The following is a 17,606-nucleotide window of genomic DNA, read 5'->3' on the forward strand; positions in this document are numbered from 1 at the left end:
GCGGTCGGTGACCGAGTTCACCAGGTGCGGATCCCCCGACTTCTGCCCAGGTCGCTAGGGTCATCGGGGTCCGACAGCAGCAGGAAAGCGCGCCCGTGTCCAGATGGCGCGGGTCCGCAGCGAAGCACAGCAATGTCGCGTGTCGTCAGGAGACTGGAGAGTGGATCTCTACGAGTACCAGGCGAAGGATCTCTTCGCCGCCCACGGAGTGCCGGTACTGCCGGGCTCCGTGGCGAACAACGCAGAAGAAGCGCGCGCCGAGGCCGAGCGGCTCGGTGGCAAGGTCGTCATCAAGGCCCAGGTGAAGACCGGCGGCCGTGGCAAGGCCGGTGGGGTCAAGCTGGCCGACGGCCCCGACGAGGCCGAGGAGAAGGCGAACGCCATCCTGGGTCTGGACATCAAGGGGCACATCGTGCACCGCGTGTTGGTGGCCGCGGCCTCCGACATCGCCGAGGAGTACTACTTCTCGTTCCTGCTGGACCGCGCGAACCGCACCTTCCTGGCCATGGCATCGGCCGAAGGCGGCGTCGAGATCGAGCAGCTCGCCGTGGAGCGCCCGGAGGCGCTGGCGAAGGTCCCGGTCGACCCGATCAACGGCGTGGACAAGGCGAAGGCCACCGAGATCCTCAAGGCGGGCAACTTCCCGGCCGAGGTCGTCGACGAGGCCGCCGACGTCGTGGTGAAGCTCTGGGAGACCTTCGTCGCCGAGGACGCCACCCTGGTCGAGGTCAACCCGCTGGTCCGCGACCCGCAGGACAAGATCATCGCGCTGGACGGCAAGGTCACCCTCGACGAGAACGCGGCCTTCCGGCAGGCGGGTCACGCCGAGCTGGTGGACAAGCAGGCCGAGGACCCGCTGGAGGCCAAGGCCAAGGCCAAGGACCTCAACTACGTCAAGCTGGACGGCCAGGTCGGCATCATCGGTAACGGTGCCGGTCTCGTCATGTCCACCCTGGATGTCGTCGCATACGCCGGCGAGAAGCACGGTGGCGTGAAGCCGGCGAACTTCCTCGACATCGGTGGTGGCGCTTCGGCCGAGGTCATGGCCGCGGGCCTGGACGTCATCCTGCACGACTCCGACGTCAAGAGCGTGTTCGTCAACGTGTTCGGCGGTATCACCGCCTGTGACGCGGTCGCGACGGGCATCGTCGAGGCGCTGAAGATCCTGGGCGACGAGGCCAGCAAGCCGCTGGTCGTGCGCCTGGACGGCAACAACGTCGAGGAGGGCAGGCGGATCCTGGCCGAGGCCAACCACCCGCTCGTCACCGTCGTCGACACCATGGACAACGCGGCAGACCGGGCGGCGGAGCTCGCGTCTAGCGCTTCTGAGGGGGCGTGACATGTCGATCTTCTTGAACGAGAACAGCAAGGTGATCGTCCAGGGCATCACCGGCTCCGAGGGCACCAAGCACACCACGAAGATGCTGAAGTCGGGCACCAACATCGTGGGTGGTGTCAACGCCCGCAAGGCCGGGCAGACGGTGACGATCGAAGGCAAGGAACTCACCGTCTTCGGCACGGTCGAGGAGGCGATGAAGGAGACCGGCGCCGACGTGTCGGTCATCTTCGTGCCGCCGAAGTTCGCCAAGGACGCCGTCGTCGAGGCCATCGACGCCGAGATCCCCCTCGCCGTGGTCATCACCGAGGGCATCCCGGTGCACGACTCGGCGTACTTCTGGGCGCACGCGGTCGCGACCGGCAACAAGACCCGCATCGTCGGGCCGAACTGCCCCGGAGTGATCAGCCCCGGTAAGTCCAACGCGGGCATCATCCCGGCCGACATCACCGGCCCCGGCAAGATCGGCCTGGTGTCGAAGTCGGGCACGCTGACCTACCAGATGATGTACGAGCTGCGGGACATCGGTTTCTCCACCGCCGTGGGTATCGGCGGCGACCCGGTGATCGGCACGACGCACATCGACGCGCTCGAGGCATTCCAGAACGACCCCGAGACCGAGGTCATCGTGATGATCGGCGAGATCGGCGGTGACGCGGAGGAGCGGGCCGCCGAGTTCGTCAAGGCCAACGTCACCAAGCCGGTGGTTGGCTATGTCGCCGGGTTCACCGCCCCCGAGGGCAAGACCATGGGCCACGCCGGCGCCATCGTCTCCGGTTCCTCCGGCACGGCGGCGGCCAAGAAGGAAGCCCTCGAGGCCGCGGGCGTGAAGGTCGGCAAGACCCCGAGCGAGACCGCTGAACTCGCCAGGCAGCTGTACCAGGCGCTCTGAGCGGGAAATCCAGCTGAACGGCAAGGGGCCAGGCACCGAAAGTCGGTGCCTGGCCCCTTGCCGTGGTGTGCGTCTCCCCGGTGAAGATTTACCGGCTTCGCACGAAACCCACCGACGGTGTCACACGTCTGATTACCAGGGTGGGACGACGGCGGGTGGATCCGCTAGCGTCGTTGCACCGAATGACCTTTTCGTCCCGGAGTTCCAGACGGCACCGCGAGCGGGCCGAACGACAGGAGAAACACGGATGACCTATCCGAGCGGCGGGCCAGGCTACCCACAGCAGGGTGGCCCGCAGCAGCAGCCCCAGACACCGAATCAAAACCTCTCGGTCGGGTCGCTGGCCGTCATCCTCGCGTTGGCGGTCACGGTGCTCGGCCTCATCAACTACTTCATCGGGTTCTCCGAAGACGCGCGCGGTGCAACCGGTGTCATCCAGTTCCTGCTGGTGGGCGGGCTTCTCGCCGCCCTGCGGGTGCTGCCGAACGGGCCGAAGGTGCTGCCGTTCGCCGCGCTGTTCAGCGTGCTCGGAGCTTTCATGGCGCTGCTCACCGTGGTGCACAGCTCCGACGTTCCTGGTGTGATCACCGTGGTGCTCATCCTGGGCATCCTGCAGATGCTGGTGGCGATCGCCGCGCTGCTCTTCGACTACAACGTGCTCAAGATGCCCGCGGCGAAGCCGCAGGCCGGCCCCTACGGGCAGCAGTACGGCCAACCCGGCCAGTTCGGCGGACAGGGCCAGTTCGGTCAGTCAGGGCCGCAGGACCCGCCGTCGGGCGGGTTCAACCAGCCGACCCAGTACGGGCCTCCGGCGACGCCGCCGCCCGGCCAGCAGCAGGCGACGCAGTACGCGCCGCAGCAGGGGCAGTTCTTCCAGCAGCAGTCCCCCGAGTCGGGGCAGCAGCAAGGCGGACCTGGTCAGCAGCAGAGCGGACCCGGCCAGCAGAGCTGACACCCCACGATCGACCCACGATGCCCGCGGCGACCTCGGTCCCCGCGGGCATCGTGCTGAGCGAGGGATGCACACCGTCTGTGCTGGTGTGATTTCTGACCTGCCCCAACTGGGTGGGTGTGCACTGTCGTGCGCGTGTCGGGCGGCGTGGCTCACCCGGTTGGCCTATTCCCGATGCGAGGGTTCGATGCATGCAGCTGCTCACCTCACCTTCGCGCCAGGAGGGCGGCGACGGCCAAGGTGATCGAGAAGCCGCTGCGACTGTATCCGGCGGGATGCGGGCGCGGGCGCTGATCACCGCCGCCGTGGCTCCGCTGGTCACGGGGTACGTCGCCGTCGCCGCCCTGCTCACAGCGGTCACCTCGACGGCCACGCAGGGAAAGTTCGACCCAGTCGAGGTGCTGCTGGCGGCCGGGCCGAGCTGGCTCGCGACGTACCAGGTTCCGGTCGAGATCGACGGCCGGACACTCGGGCTGCTCCCGCTGCTGCCGACGATCGGCGTCTTCGTCCTGGTCATGCGGACCGCTGCCAGGGCAGCGCGGCGACTGGACTACCGCGAGCCCGCGCAGGCTGTGACACTCGTCGGCGCCATCGCGGGCACGCATGCCACCGCAGGCGCGGTCATCTCCGCGCTGGCCGACGGATACCGGCTCGATGTCGAACCGCTGCCGGGCTTCCTCGTGCCGGGGCTGGTCGCGGGGCTCGCCGCACTGGTGGGAACCGCGGGCCGATGCGGGATGCTCGCGTGGGCCTTGCGGTATCTCGATCCGCTGGCCCTGCACGGATTGCGGGCAGGGGCACTCGCCGTGGCCGCCCTGCTCACGGTGGGGGCCATGACGTTGACGATGGCGTCCGCCCTGTCCGCATCCGCCGTGCACGAACTCTTCCAGGCGAACGCGCTCGGCCTCGGCGACGGTGCGGGATTGCTGCTGCTGTCGCTGGGGTATCTGCCCAACGCGGTTCTCGCGGGACTCGGTTTCGCCGCGGGGCCGGGGTTCTCGATCGGCGCCGCGACACTGACCCCGGTCGGGTTCGTGGGTGGGCCTGCTCCGGCGCTGCCGCTGTTCGCCGCGGTGCCGGAGAGCCACGCGGTCTGGTGGCCCGCGCTGATGCTGCTCCCGGCCGCCGCCGGTGCGCTGGTGGGCTGGTCGCAGCGACGGATCGACCAGAACCCGGGCGTCCGGGTCCGGGTCGTTGTCGTGGCTGGTGCGCTGGCCGCGTTCGGTGTTGTGGTGCTCGGTGCACTTGCCGGAGGCAGGCTCGGCGGCGGGCCGTTCGATCCCGTCTCGTTCCCTTTGGGGACGCTGTCGATCGCCGTCTTCGTCTGGATCGTGCTGCCCGGAGCCCTCATGACCTACTACGGGGGGCCGCACGCGTCCGCGGAATCGGAGCAGACGGCCACGGCCGCGGAACCGGCCGAGGACACGGGGGCCGAGGACACCGAGTCCGGAGACGTCACCGAGGGCACTGACGACGGCGAGGGCGACACCGAGAGCGCCGACGACGGCGAGGGCACCGAAGACGGTGAGAGCACCGAGGACACGGAAGAGACGGAAGAGACCGAAGAGACGGAGGATGCGGGCGAGGCCGGGGACGACGGCGATTCGGAGACATCCCCTGAGCCGCCGGATACCGGTGCGGAGGGCGATGAAAGCTCGACCGAGGATTTCGAGGTGCTCGACGTCCCTGAGGGCACCGCCATCGAGTTCGAGGACGAGTTCGAGAGCGATGACGCCGATGACGCCGACGACGCCGACGACGACCCGGACGACGACCCGGACGGCACCGACGCCGACACAGAGATCGCTGCGGACGAACCGCGGGCGAAGTGAGTGATCCCGGCCGCACCCACCGCCTCTCGAAGATCAACAACCCGGCGTTAGGGTGATTGACAAACCAGGTCGATCGGCGTGCGCGCGAGCGCGTACCGCCCCAGCAAGGAGACGGTTCTGGCTACTCGGTTGGAGCTGCCCGCGTCCGCCAGGCTCGTGGTGCTCGCCTCAGGGTCGGGAACGTTGCTGCAGGCACTGCTGGATGCCGTGGGACGGGCCGACTACCCCGCCAAGGTCGTGGCCGTCGGCACGGACCGTGGCGACGTCGAGGCCCTCGCCAGGGCGGAGCGGGCGGACGTTCCGCATTTCACCGTCCGGATGGGCGACCATCCGGACCGGGCGAGCTGGGACAGGGCGCTGACCGAAGCGGTGGCCGCGTACGGCCCTGACCTCGTCGTGTCGGCGGGATTCATGAAGATTCTCGGCGAACACTTCCTCGATCGGTTCCCGAATCGTGTGGTGAACACGCATCCGGCGCTACTGCCCGCCTTCCCCGGAATGCACGCTGTGGCCGACGCCCTGGCACTGGGAGTGAAGGTGACCGGATCGACCGTGCACCTGGTGGACGCCGGGGTGGACACCGGGCCGATCATCGCGCAGGAGGCGGTGCCGGTGGAACCCGGCGACGACGAGGAAAGCCTGCACGAGCGGATCAAGGCGGTGGAGCGCAGGCTCCTCGTCGACGTGATCGCGAAGCTGGGCCGTGCGGGGTGCACGGTGGACGGACGAAAGGTGAGTTTCACGTGAGCGAGCAGTCTGCCGGGCGGCACCCGGTCCGCCGTGCGCTGATCGGGGTGTCGGACAAGGCCGGCCTGCTGGAGCTGGCCACCGGCCTGCACGCCGCGGGAGTGGAGATCGTTTCCACCGGTGGCACCGCGAAGGTCATCGCCAACGCGGGTGTTCCGGTGACCCCGGTGGAGGAGGTCACGGGCTTCCCGGAGTCACTGGACGGCCGGGTGAAGACCCTGCACCCCAGGGTGCACGCCGGGTTGCTCGCCGATCGCAGCAGGGACGAGCACGTCGAGCAGCTGCGCAAGCTGGACATCGCGCCGTTCGATCTGCTGGTGGTCAACCTCTACCCGTTCGCGAGCACGGTGGCTTCCGGCGCAAGCCACGAGGACTGCGTCGAGAACATCGATATCGGCGGTCCCGCGATGGTGCGGGCCGCGGCGAAGAACCACGGCAGCGTGGCGGTGGTGGTGGATCCGCAGCGCTACGACTGGGTGCTGGAGCGCGTGCGGGAGGGCGGCTTCGACCAGGCAGACCGCAGGCGGCTCGCCGCGCGGGCCTTCGCGCACACCGCGTCCTACGACACCCAGGTGGCCACCTGGTTCGCCGAGCAGTACGCGCCTGCCGATGACTCGGGCTTCGGCGAGTTCATGGGCCGGACCTGGGAGCGCGGGGAGATCCTGCGCTACGGCGAGAACCCGCACCAGCGCGCGGCGGTGTACACGCATTCGCGGACCGGTCTCGCGCACGCCGAGCAGCTGCACGGCAAGGCGATGTCCTACAACAACTACGTCGACACGGACGCGGCACGCAGGGCGGCCTACGACTTCGAGCAGCCCGCGGTCGCGATCATCAAGCATGCGAACCCGTGCGGTATCGCCGTTGGCGCCGACGTCGCGGAGGCGCACCGCAAGGCGCACGCCTGCGATCCGGTGTCGGCCTTCGGCGGCGTGATCGCCACCAACCGGCCCGTCTCGGTGACCGCTGCCGAGCAGATCGCGGACGTCTTCACCGAGGTCGTGCTCGCGCCGGACTTCGATGCCGAGGCGCTGGACGTGCTCACCCGCAAGAAGAACATCCGGCTCCTGCGGCTGCCCGCGATCGCCGACGCCGATGCGGTGGAGGTCCGGCCGATCTCCGGCGGGGTTCTCGTGCAGACGCCGGACGCGATCGATGCCCCCGGTGACGATCCCGCATCCTGGACGCTCGCCACGGGTGCGTCCGCCGACGAGCAGACCATGGCTGACCTGGTTTTCGCCTGGCGTGCGGTGCGCGCGGTGAAGTCGAACGCCATCCTGTTGGCGGCCGACCTGGCGACAGTCGGCGTCGGCATGGGACAGGTGAACCGGGTGGACTCGGCCCGGCTCGCGGTGCAGCGCGCGGGAGACCGCGTGCGGGGCGCTGTCGCGTCCTCGGACGCGTTCTTCCCCTTCCCCGACGGCCTGCAGGTGCTGCTCGATGCCGGGGTGCGCGCCGTGGTGCAGCCGGGCGGCTCGGTGCGTGACGCCGAGGTGATCGCCGCCGCCGAAGCCGCGGGCGTGACGGTCTACCTCACGGGCACCCGCCACTTCGCCCACTGACCCTGCCTGCCCAGCGCTCTCAGGCGCCCTCCCGGAGTGGGTTGGGGCGTCTGCAAGTACGCCCAAGCAAGATCAGCTTCGACGCTAACCGCCCCCAACCCGGCCCCTGACGGCGGGTATGGGGCGGGCAGTGGGGTGCGGAAAAGGGCGGTGTTGATCTTGCTTGGTAGTACTTGCAGGCGCACCATCGGGCGGCGCTGGTGCCGCGTCACCCCTGCAGGGTGGCGAGGACTTCCTGGCCGACTCCGGCGACGGCGTTGGCGAAGTCCTGCACCGGGGCGGGCTTGTTGCTGAGGAAGCCGACGTCCCAACCGTTGTAGCCGACCAGGACGAAGTAGCTGCCCTGGCGAACCTGCAGAGTCACGGTGGTGATGTTGCCGCTCTGGGTGCTGCCGATGCACGCCTCCTGGCCGAGCTGCGGTGGTGGCAGTTGCGCTCCGTCGCAGCGTGGGCCGCGCTGGTCCGCCGCCGCTGCCCCGCTGTAGCGCAGGATCTGCACCTGCAGGTCTCGGCTTCCCTCCCCGTCCTGCCCGAGGGTCTGGGTCCAGCCGCAGTACACGATTGACGTGCCCTGACTTTCCCTGGCACTGCTGGTGCCGGGGTCGGGGTTGGTGGTGCGCAGTCGCTGCCGGGTCTGCTCGCTGACGGCATCGCACGCCGGATCGAGCTGGGCGCCGGTGGGCGGTATGCCACCGTCGGAGTGGACGTTCAGGTAGAAGACGACCCCGCCCGCGACGGCCCCCAGCAGCAGTACCGCCACCAGGACCAGCGAGACGATGAGGCCGGTTCGGTTGCGCCGGGGGGCGCCAGGCGGCTGTGGTGCCTGTGTACTCCACGGTGCCTGCGGCGGCGGGTACTGCCACCCCGCTTGCTGCTGGTACCCCTGCGGTCCGCCGGTGAAGGGCCCACCGTGCTGGGGTCCCGTGTACTGAGGTCCGGTCACGCTTCCTCCCCGTCCGCCACGACGCGAAGTATCGCACCGGTCCCGCACCGCTTGACAGCCGCGCGCCAGTAGGTGTTCACTAATTGTATCGAACATACGTTCGATGTTCTGCCGTCTTCCCCACGGCGGAGCACGTATCTCGGGCAGTGCCCGAGGGGCGGTCGTGCTGCCGTGCTGTCGTGAGGGAGGTGGAGCCCGGTGCCGGGTGGGCTCGCAAGCGAGATCCGCGGTGTCGAGCCGGTTTCGTCGGGGACGGGGTCTTCGGGGACAACGAAACCGGCCGGTGCCGCGGCCATCGCCCGCCTCACGGCACTGCCGGGTGTGAGTACGGCCAGCGGGGTGGCCGACGCCGCCGAGCACGCGCAGACCACGGGGCAGGTTCTGCCGGTGCTGTCCGTGCTGTCCGGGTTGCTGCCCTCGGGAGGGCTGCGCCGGGGCAGCACGGTGGCGGTGCACGGTTCCACGTCGCTGCTGCTCGCTCTGCTCGCGGAAGCCACCGCGGGCGGATCCTGGGCCGCGGTGGTCGGCGTGCCTGATCTGGGGGTGGCCGCCGCGGATGAACTCGGGGTCGAGGTGCGCAGGCTCGCCCTCGTACCCCGGCCCGGTGCCGACTTCGCCTCGGTGACCGCCGCGCTGCTCGACGGAGTGGACCTCGTGGCGGTCGGGCCGGTCGGCAGGCCCGCCTCGGGCAGGGTCGAGCAGACCGCCCGGCGACTGTCCGCTCGTGCCCGGCATCGCGGTGCCGTGCTGCTCTCCCTCGGTCCTTGGCCTGGTGCCGAGGTGGAGCTGCGTTGCACGGGTGGCCGGTGGTCGGGTCTCGACGGTGGGTACGGCCACCTGCGGCAACGGCAGGTGGCCGTGCGCACCGTCGGCCGGGGAGCGGCGGCCCGGCCTGCGCGCACCGATCTGCTGCTGCCCGCGCCGAACGGCGCGGTGGCCGGCGCGAGCACGGTGGACGGTGTGACGGGGGCCGCCGCTTCCTGGGCCGAACGGGGGGTGGGCTGACCATGGCTGTCCCTCCGGTGCGGGTGCTCGTGCTGTGGTGCCCGGACTGGCCGGTGGTCGCGGCGGGGCTGGCGGCCGGGGTCTCCGCGCACCTGCCCGCCGCGGTGTTCCTCGCCAACCGGGTGGTGGCCTGCTCGGCCGTCGCGCGGACCGCCGGTATCCGTCGTGGAATGCGCCGCAGGGAGGCGCAGTCCCGGTGCCCGGAGATCGTGGTGCTCGGTGCGGATCCCGGCCGGGATGCCCGGCTGTTCGAGCCCGTCGCGGCCGCGGTGGAGGAGCTCGTCGTCGGGGTGGAGGTCGTCCGCCCCGGAGTGGTCGCGGTACCGGTCCGGGGGGCCGCGGGGTATTTCGGCGGCGAGTCCAGCCTGATGGAGCTGCTGGCCGAGCACGTACCCACCCGGACGGGGGTGGAGTGCCAGCTCGGGGTCGCCGACGGGCTTTTCGCCGCCATGCTCGCCGCCCGCCGGTCCGCGCTGGTCGAACCGGGGGACTCGGCCGGGTTTCTCGCTTCGCTGAGCATCACCGAGCTCGAGCAGCCGGACGCCGACCGTGGCGACCTCGTCGACCTGCTGCGCAGACTGGGGCTGCGCACCCTCGGCGACTTCGCCGCGCTCACGGAACGGGATGTCGCCTCGCGGTTCGGCGCCGCGGGAGTGCTCGCGCACCGGCTTTCGCGTGGCCTGGCCGACCGTCCGCCACACCGCAGGCGCCCGCCTCCCGAGCTCTCGATCACCGAGGAGTTCGATCCGGTGCTCGACCGGGTGGACGCCGCCGCGTTCGTTGCCAGGACACTCGCCACGAAGTTCCACAGTGGACTCGCTGCCCGAGGGCTGGCCTGTACCAGGCTGGGTATCTACGCCACCACGGAACAGGGCGAAGAACTTGCCCGTGTCTGGCGCTGTGCCGAACCCCTGACACCGCAGGGAATCGCCGACCGGGTGCGCTGGCAGTTCGAGGGCTGGCTGCGAGCGGGGGAGGGAGTGCGCCCGACCGCCGGGGTCAGCCGTCTTCGGCTCGATCCGGAGGAGACGGTCGCCGGGCACTCCCTGCAACTCGGCCTCTGGCAGGGGTCCGCGGGAGCGGCACGAGGGCTGGGGGACGAGCCCATGCTCGCGGCCGAGCGGGCGGGCAGGGCCTTCGTGCGGGTACAGGGGCTGCTCGGGCCGGACAGTGTCGCCACGGCGGTGCTCGGTGGCGGGCGCGGTCCCGCCGAGCGGGTCAGGTCGGTGCCGTGGGGAGACCGTCCCGAGGTGTCCAGCGAGCCGGCGGCCCCATGGCCGGGCCGGTTGCCCGCACCGTCCCCCGCCACGGTCTACACCGGGCAGGTCCCGGCCACCGTGCTCGACGAGTCGGGTGCGCCGGTGGAGCTCACCGAACGGCAGCGCCTCACCGCCCCGCCGTACCGCGTCGCGGTCGAGGACGGCCCCGAACGCCAGGTACTGCAGTGGGCGGGCCCGTGGCCCGTGACGGCCAGATGGTGGGCACCGGGACGGCAGGGGGACAAGGCCAGGGTCCAGGTCCTGCTGGACGGCGGCGGGCGGGAGCAGGGCGACCTCGCGTTGCTCCTGCTCCTGGAGGAACACAGTAATCCATTATGGACTGTCGAAGGGATGTACGACTGAGATGCACGGTCACGAAGACGCGGAGACCACGGACTCGCTGTGCGGCGAGCGGAGCCCGGTGCCGGAGGCGGAGCTGGGCTCGCTGATTCCGTTGCCCCGCCTGTCATCCGAGAACAGCCGGGAGTGACACGTGGGCTGGGACAACCCGCCGGTGCCGTGGCGGGAGCTGGAGCGAACCCTCTCCGGAGCCACGCCCGCGACGCGAACGCCGCCGCTGCCTGCTCATCCGGTTCCCACCGTCGCCGCCGCTGCCAGGGACAACCAGGACCGGGTTCCCTACGCCGAGCTGCACTGCCACTCGAACTTCAGCTTCCTCGACGGCGCGAGCCATCCGGAGGAGCTGGTGGAGGAGGCCGCCAGGCTGGAGCTCGACGCACTGGCGATCACCGACCATGACGGGATGTACGGCGTGGTCCGCTTCGCCGAGGCCGCTCGTGAGCTCGGCGTGCGCACCGTGTTCGGCACCGAGCTCAGTCTCGGGCTCGCGGCGCCGCAGACCGGCGTTGCCGACCCCGAAGGTGAGCACCTGCTGTTGCTCGCCAAGGATGTCGACGGTTACGCCGCGCTGTGCCGCGCCACCACGGCCGGACAGCTGGCCGGTTACGACCGGGACCTGCCCACGGCCGCGCGTGCGGAGAAGGGCCGTCCGGTCTACGACATCGAGGCGGTCGCGGCCGAGGTGGCCGGGCATTGCGTCGTTCTCACCGGATGCCGAAAGGGTGCGGTGCGACGGGCGTTGGCCGGGGGAGGGCCCGGCGCGGCGGGAGATCAACTGCAGCGGCTGGTCAGCCTTTTCGGCCGGGACGAGGTCCACGTCGAACTGACCGATCACGGCGTGCCGACGGACACCGCCGACAACGACGCACTGGCCGAACTGGCGGCACGGCACGGCCTGCCCACCGTGGCGACCACCGCCGCCCACTACGCCACGCCGCGCAGGGGAAGGCTGGCCGCCGGGCTCGCCGCGATCCGCGCCCGGCGCAGCCTCGACGACATGGAGGGTTGGCTGCCGGCCAACGGCAGCGCCCATCTGCGTTCCGGGGCCGAGATGGCCGCCCGTTTCGCGCGGTACCCGGGATCGGTGCGCCGGGCCGCCCGGCTCGGCACGGACTGTGCCTTCGACCTGAAGCTGGTCGCGCCGGAACTCCCGCCGTTCGACGTCCCCGAGGGGCACACCGAGGCGAGCTACCTACGTGAGCAGACCTACCGCGGCGCGGCCGGGCGGTACGGAACACGGGCGGCCAATCCCGAGGCATACCAGCAGATCGAGCACGAGTTGGCGATCATCGAGCAGCTCAACTTCCCCGGCTACTTCCTGATCGTCGCCGACATCGTCAGATTCTGCCGGGACAACGACATCCTCTGCCAGGGCAGAGGATCCGCCGCCAACTCCGCCGTCTGCTACGCACTCGGTATCACCAATGTGGACTCGGTGACCTGGAAGCTGCTCTTCGAACGTTTTCTCGCACCGGACCGGGACGGCTATCCCGATATCGATCTCGACATCGAGTCGGATCGCCGGGAGGAGGCCATCCAGTACGTCTACCGCAAGTACGGACGGCTGTGCACCGCCCAGGTGGCCAATGTGATCACCTACCGCGCCAGGTCCGCCGTCCGCGACTCCGCGCGAGCGCTCGGGCACTCGCCCGGACAGCAGGACGCGTGGAGCAAGCAGATCGACAGGTGGGGTCCGTTGCTGGAGACACAGCACGACCATGATCACGACATTCCACTGCCGGTGCTGGAACTGTCGGTCGCGCTCGAGGACTTTCCGCGGCACCTCGGCATCCACTCCGGCGGCATGGTGATCTGCAACCGGCCGGTGAGCGAGGTCTGCCCCATCGAGTGGGCCCGCATGGACAACCGCAGCGTGCTGCAATGGGAGAAGGACGACTGCGCAGCGGTGGGACTGGTCAAGTTCGACCTGCTCGGTCTGGGCATGCTCTCGGCGTTGCACTACATGATCGACCTGGTGCGGGAGCACGAGGGCATCGAGGTGGACCTCGCCAAACTGGACCTGGAGGACGACGAGGTCTACGCGATGCTCCGGCGCGCCGATGCGATCGGTGTCTTCCAGGTGGAGAGCAGGGCCCAGTTGGCCACCCTGCCGAGGCTCGCGCCACGCACCTTCTACGACCTGGCGATCGAGGTCGCCCTGATTCGCCCCGGTCCCATTCAGGGCGGCTCGGTGCACCCCTACATCAGGCGAAACAGCGAGAAGGAGAAGTGGGACTACGACCATCCGCTGCTGGAGAACGCGCTTGAGAAGACCAAAGGCGTGCCCCTGTTCCAGGAACAGCTGATGCAGATCGCGCTCGACGTCGCCGGGTTCACCGCGGCCGAGGCCGACGAGTTACGACATGCGATGGGGGCCAAGCGGTCCACGGTGAAGATGGAGCGGCTGCGGCAACGGTTCTACGACGGCGCCGCTCGCAATGGGATCGACGAGCCGATGGCCGCGCACCTCTTCGGAAAGCTGGAGGCCTTCTCGAACTTCGGTTTCCCGGAAAGTCACGCGCTGAGCTTCGCGCACCTGGTGTTCGCCAGTGCCTACTTCAAGCGCTACCACCCGGAAGCGTTCTGCGCCGCACTGCTGCGGGCGCAGCCGATGGGCTTCTACTCCCCGCAGTCGCTCGTCGCGGACGCGCGCAGGCACGGCGTCGTCGTGCGGGGGCCGGACATCAACGCGAGCCTGTCGCACGCCACCCTCGAACCACGATCGGCGCGGCACGGTGGCCTCGCGGTCCGGCTCGGCCTTGGCCCGGTGCGTGCGGTCGGCACGGCGAGGGCGGAGGCAATCGTCGGCGAACGCGAGCGGGGTGCGCTCTTCGCGGACATGGCGGACCTGGTGCGACGGGTGCGGCTGACGGCGCCACAGGTCGAGGCGCTGGCGACGGCGGGAGCGTTCGGCTCGTTCGGCCTCGACCGCAGGGCGGCACTGTGGGCGGCCGGGGCGGTGGCGCAGGAGAAGCCGGGGAAACTGCCCGGCGGCGGTGTCGGGCTGGTGGCCCCCGCGCTGCCGGGAATGGACGATCTCGATCTCGCCGTGGCCGACGTCTGGGCCACGGGTGTGTCCCCCGACAGCTTCCCGACGCAGTTCATCCGCGCGAAGCTCGACGCGCTGGGGGTGGTGCCCGCCGACCGGCTCGCTCAGGTGGAGCCCGGATCGCGCGTGCTCATCGGCGGGGCCGTGACCCACCGCCAGCGGCCAGGGACCGCTGGCGGTGTCACGTTTCTCAACATCGAGGACGAGACCGGCATGGTCAACGTGGTCTGCACCGCGGGGCTCTGGCGGCGGTACCACCGCATCGCCCGCGCCAGCCCGGCGCTGCTGGTCCGTGGCACCGTCGAGAGTGCCGACGGCGTGGTCAGCGTGCTCGCCGACCGGTTGCAGCACCTGCCCATGCGGATCAAGGCCAAGTCGAGGGACTTCCGCTGAGCGGGCCTGTCGGCGGGCTGTGTCAGGCTCGCTCCATGACCGACACCACCGGCCCGGTGCAGGGCACCGAGGCCGATCCGGAGCCCGAGGTCGGCGAGGACTACCGCGACGCGGTACTGCCCGGCCGGAGCTGGGTGCGCCGCCGTTTCGTGCGCTGCGACTTCAGCGACGCCGACCTTCGGGGACTGAACACCCAGGGGTGCACCTTCGACGAATGCGACTTCACCGGCGCCGATCTCGGCGACTCGCAGCACCTCTCGTCGGCGCTGCGGTCCTGTGTCCTGCGCCGGGCCTCGCTGGCCGGGTCCACCTGGCGCGGCTGTTCACTGCTCGGTTCGGCGTTCGTCGAATGCGGGCTGCTGCCGATCACCCTGCGGGACAGCGACCTGTCACTGGCCGGCCTCGGTGGAGCGCGGCTGCGCCGCTGCGACCTGTCCGGTCTCCGGCTCCGCGAAGCGAACCTCACCGACGCCGATCTGACCCGGGCGAACCTGCGGGGCGCGGACCTGACCGGTGCCCGCCTGCACGGTGCGCAACTGGCCGAGGCCGACCTGCGTGGAGCCAGGGTCGACGCCAACGGACTCCGCCAGGCACAGCTCGCCGGAGCGCGGGTCGACCTGGAGACCGCCGTCGCGTTCGCCGGCGCGCACGGGCTGGTGGTCGGGGACTGAGAGTGTCCTGGGACCTGGGTCAGGACAGCGGCGGCTCCCCAGGTTCCAGTTCGATCAGGTCACCCTCGGCGAGCAGTTCCTCGATCGATGCGGGTAGCAGGTATGCGGCACCGCCACCGGGCTGGTTGAACCACGGGATCGCGACTCCGGCCAGCGCCTCGAGCGGACGCTGCACCCGGTACACGTGATAGGGACGGTTGACCCACTCCGGCACTAGTGAGCGCTCCTCGAACGGCGTCCCCGCGGCATACGTGAGGTTGCCGCCCGGCCCGCCGAACCGGTCGAGTTCGCTGCCCGCGGGAAGTTCGCGGACCTCCTTGCCCCGGAACAACGTCAGCGGCGGCTCGCCCTCCATGGGCTGGATCGGCCACTGCTGGCCCGCCCCCGACGCACCGGCTGAGGCACCGGCAGTCGCCGGTGCGGGACGTGCGGGTGCCGCCGGAGTGCCGGAACCGTTGGCGGCCATCCCCTGCGGTGGCCGCGGTGGCGGTGTCGTGGCGTCTTCCCTGCCTGCCGACGCTGCGGGTGCTGCGGGCGCTGCTGGCGCTGCGGGCGCTGCTGTCGGTGCCGGTGCCGGTGCGGCGGGACGAGCCGGTGCCTGTGCGGACTCCGGACCCCGTTGCGATCGCGAGCCCGTCGCGATCTCCGGGGACAGGGTGGTCAGCACCGGTGCGGACTTCTCCGGCGCGGACGCCGGTGGCTGTGCCGGTGCTCCTGATCCGACCGCCCCGGTAGCGGCGGGCGGTGCCGGTGGCGCGGGCGGCTCGGGAGCGGCGGCAGGCGGTGGTTGCGTTCGTGGGACTCCGCCGTCCGGCGCGAGCAGCAGCTTGCCGAGCATGAACGCCGCCGCGTCCTCGGCGTCGCCGAAGAGCGCGGGGTTGGTCAGCTCACCGTCGTACCAGCCGACTCGCCAGCCGTCGGGTATCTCCTCGATGCTCCACCCCCGCTCGGCGGGCTCGCCGATCCGGTAGTCCCCGTCCGGCACACCCAGTTCCCGCAGCGTGTCCTGCATCTGGTCGAGGATCGGCTCCGCGTGCTCGGGCAGCGGGACTCCGCCGATCTGCGTCGGCGGGCCGCCGTCGTCGAAATCGTGGTCACGGGAGCCGTGCGCGGTGCCGGGCGCATCCCACTCGGGGGCCCGCTGTGGCTCGGGCTGCCGCGCGTCCTGATGCTGTGGTTCCTGGTGGCGCGGTGGCTCTTGGCGCTGTGGTTCCTGGCGCCCCGGTTCCGGCCTCGGTCCGTTCGCCTCGGCCGTGTGCCACTCGGGAACCGGCGGTGATGCGGAAACCGGCGGTGTGATCGTGGTCATCGGACCGGGGTCCAGCGACGCGGCGGGGGTGAAGGTCGTGGGCGGGTCCATCCGCGCCTGGTGCGAGCTCTCCTCCTGCGGCGGGGCCTGCCCCTGATCCGAGTCGGCCGCCTCGGCGGACCGCTGGTCCTGGTCGTAGTCCACCTCGCCGTGGCCCGCCGTGTCGTACTCGTCGTACTCGTCGAATCTCGGGGCGTGGAACTGGGTGTCGTCCGGCGCGGGTTCGGGTTGGTTCGGCTCGGTGAAGTCCTGCTCCGCGAAGCTCCGCCGGTCGACCGGCTCGGCGTAGGTGGTCTGGTCGAACTTCTCCTCGTACGGCGGCTGCGCCGGTGTCGGTGCCGGTTCCTGCGGCTCCTCGGCGGGCCGCGCCTGCGCACGTTCGGCCTGCGCCTCGGCCTGCGGGGGGACCGGCGGCGGTACGGGCGGCGGCGGGGCCTGGCGCGGTGGCGGGGCGCCCCGGTTGATGTGCGCGGCCGCGGCCTGCCGCAGCTGGTCGGGTACCGAGGGCACCGCGAAACCACTGGCGTGGATGTGCTGGATCAGGTCGGGTTCGGGCGAAACGCCGTATTCCCGGAGGTAGTAGTTGACCGCGGCGGGCCAGATCCACACGCCGTCGCTGTGGAAGGCGACCGGAACGGTCCCCTCGGGCGTGCTCGCGAGCCGGTCGATGTCGTAGCCCCTGTTCGGGACCACCACAGGGGCGGCATCGAGGTACTCGAGCAACCGGTCCTGCTCGTCGACCTCCAGCTCGGGCCGGTTGATCACCGGCCTGCCGCCAGGGCCGGCACCGTCGAAGATCCGCGCGATCCGGAAGCGCGGGCCCGGCCGCTCGGGGCCGAGGCCGGACATCCGCCGCATCAGCCACTCCGGCACGTTGTCCTCGGAGCGGGGGAACATGCGCAGCTCGTCGGCATAGGCCTGGGGCGGCGGCATGATGTCCCATTTGGGTTCTTCACGGTCGTACTCGAGGTTGTAGCTGGACGGGTGGTCGAGCTGGTAGCGGGCGTTGAACCAGGTTCCCCGCCCCTCCCGGTACATGCCCGCACGCAGCCGGCCGAAGAGAGTCGCGATGTCGTGGGTGGCCACCCAGTCCACCGTCGATCCGTCCGCGAGGACGATTTCGCCGTTCAGCTCATGGAATCTGCCCACGGCGCGGTACTCCGCGGTAACGCGCTGCCAGTCGCGCGGGGCAGCGCGGAGCAGGGACAGTCCTATCTGTTTGACCAGTGTGTCCTGCTCGGTTGCGTTCAGCTGCGTCGCTTGTGCCACCAGAACATCTTGACTTGTTACCCACGC

General features: G+C 70.5%; 13 protein-coding genes. 11 read left to right on the forward strand and 2 right to left on the reverse strand.

All coding sequences use genetic code 11. The features are described 5' to 3' along the window. Positions 1 to 160: 160 nt before the first annotated feature. From sucC to purH, 6 genes are all read left to right on the forward strand, one after another. The gene (gene sucC / locus BM199_RS15205; RefSeq protein WP_091673864.1) at positions 161 to 1,339 is read left to right on the forward strand and encodes an ADP-forming succinate--CoA ligase subunit beta; all 1,179 of its coding nucleotides are present in this window, start codon (positions 161 to 163) and stop codon (positions 1,337 to 1,339) included. Position 1,340: 1 nt separating this feature from the next. Beyond that, on the forward strand, positions 1,341 to 2,228 hold the full coding sequence (gene sucD, locus BM199_RS15210; RefSeq protein ID WP_091673865.1) for a succinate--CoA ligase subunit alpha: 888 nt from the start codon (positions 1,341 to 1,343) through the stop codon (positions 2,226 to 2,228). A 247-nt stretch (positions 2,229 to 2,475) separates the two neighbouring features. Beyond that, entirely contained in the window at positions 2,476 to 3,180 is a 705-nt protein-coding gene (locus BM199_RS15215) for a DUF5336 domain-containing protein (protein WP_091673866.1), read from the forward strand. 191 nt (positions 3,181 to 3,371) lie between these two features. Further along, a complete protein-coding gene (locus tag BM199_RS15220) occupies positions 3,372 to 5,012 on the forward strand; it encodes a cell division protein PerM (RefSeq protein ID WP_177242628.1) in 1,641 nt (546 codons plus the stop codon). A gap of 129 nt (positions 5,013 to 5,141) precedes the next feature. Continuing rightward, the gene (purN, locus tag BM199_RS15225) at positions 5,142 to 5,759 is read left to right on the forward strand and encodes a phosphoribosylglycinamide formyltransferase (protein WP_091673867.1); all 618 of its coding nucleotides are present in this window, start codon (positions 5,142 to 5,144) and stop codon (positions 5,757 to 5,759) included. Then, positions 5,756 to 7,321 carry a bifunctional phosphoribosylaminoimidazolecarboxamide formyltransferase/IMP cyclohydrolase gene (gene purH / locus BM199_RS15230; protein WP_091673868.1) on the forward strand — a complete coding sequence of 522 codons (1,566 nt, stop codon included), beginning with the start codon at positions 5,756 to 5,758 and terminating at the stop codon, positions 7,319 to 7,321. Before purN ends, purH begins: the two co-directional genes overlap by 4 nt. A gap of 208 nt (positions 7,322 to 7,529) precedes the next feature. Here purH and BM199_RS15235 read toward each other — a convergent pair whose 3' ends face one another. Continuing rightward, positions 7,530 to 8,264 carry a hypothetical protein gene (locus tag BM199_RS15235; protein ID WP_091673869.1) on the reverse strand — a complete coding sequence of 245 codons (735 nt, stop codon included), beginning with the start codon at positions 8,262 to 8,264 and terminating at the stop codon, positions 7,530 to 7,532. A gap of 294 nt (positions 8,265 to 8,558) precedes the next feature. Between BM199_RS15235 and BM199_RS15240 the strand changes: the two genes are divergently transcribed. From BM199_RS15240 to BM199_RS15255, 5 genes are read left to right on the forward strand one after another with little or no spacing between them, the layout of a single operon-like run. After that, complete coding sequence (locus BM199_RS15240; protein ID WP_091674004.1) at positions 8,559 to 9,269, forward strand: hypothetical protein; 711 nt, start codon at positions 8,559 to 8,561, stop codon at positions 9,267 to 9,269. Positions 9,270 to 9,271: 2 nt separating this feature from the next. Next, the gene (locus BM199_RS15245; protein ID WP_177242629.1) at positions 9,272 to 10,891 is read left to right on the forward strand and encodes a DNA polymerase Y family protein; all 1,620 of its coding nucleotides are present in this window, start codon (positions 9,272 to 9,274) and stop codon (positions 10,889 to 10,891) included. Between the two features lies 1 nt (position 10,892). Beyond that, positions 10,893 to 11,018, forward strand: coding sequence for a hypothetical protein (locus tag BM199_RS34920; protein ID WP_281245700.1), 126 nt, complete (start codon positions 10,893 to 10,895; stop codon positions 11,016 to 11,018). Positions 11,019 to 11,021: 3 nt separating this feature from the next. Next, positions 11,022 to 14,330 carry an error-prone DNA polymerase gene (locus BM199_RS15250; RefSeq protein ID WP_091673870.1) on the forward strand — a complete coding sequence of 1,103 codons (3,309 nt, stop codon included), beginning with the start codon at positions 11,022 to 11,024 and terminating at the stop codon, positions 14,328 to 14,330. A 35-nt stretch (positions 14,331 to 14,365) separates the two neighbouring features. Further along, the gene (locus BM199_RS15255) at positions 14,366 to 15,001 is read left to right on the forward strand and encodes a pentapeptide repeat-containing protein (RefSeq protein WP_091673871.1); all 636 of its coding nucleotides are present in this window, start codon (positions 14,366 to 14,368) and stop codon (positions 14,999 to 15,001) included. Positions 15,002 to 15,020: 19 nt separating this feature from the next. Here BM199_RS15255 and BM199_RS15260 read toward each other — a convergent pair whose 3' ends face one another. Then, positions 15,021 to 17,579, reverse strand: coding sequence for a glycohydrolase toxin TNT-related protein (locus BM199_RS15260; RefSeq protein ID WP_091673872.1), 2,559 nt, complete (start codon positions 17,577 to 17,579; stop codon positions 15,021 to 15,023). Between the last annotated feature and the right edge of the window lie 27 nt (positions 17,580 to 17,606).

The organism is Amycolatopsis marina, from assembly GCF_900111885.1.
GTDB lineage: Bacteria > Actinomycetota > Actinomycetes > Mycobacteriales > Pseudonocardiaceae > Amycolatopsis > Amycolatopsis marina.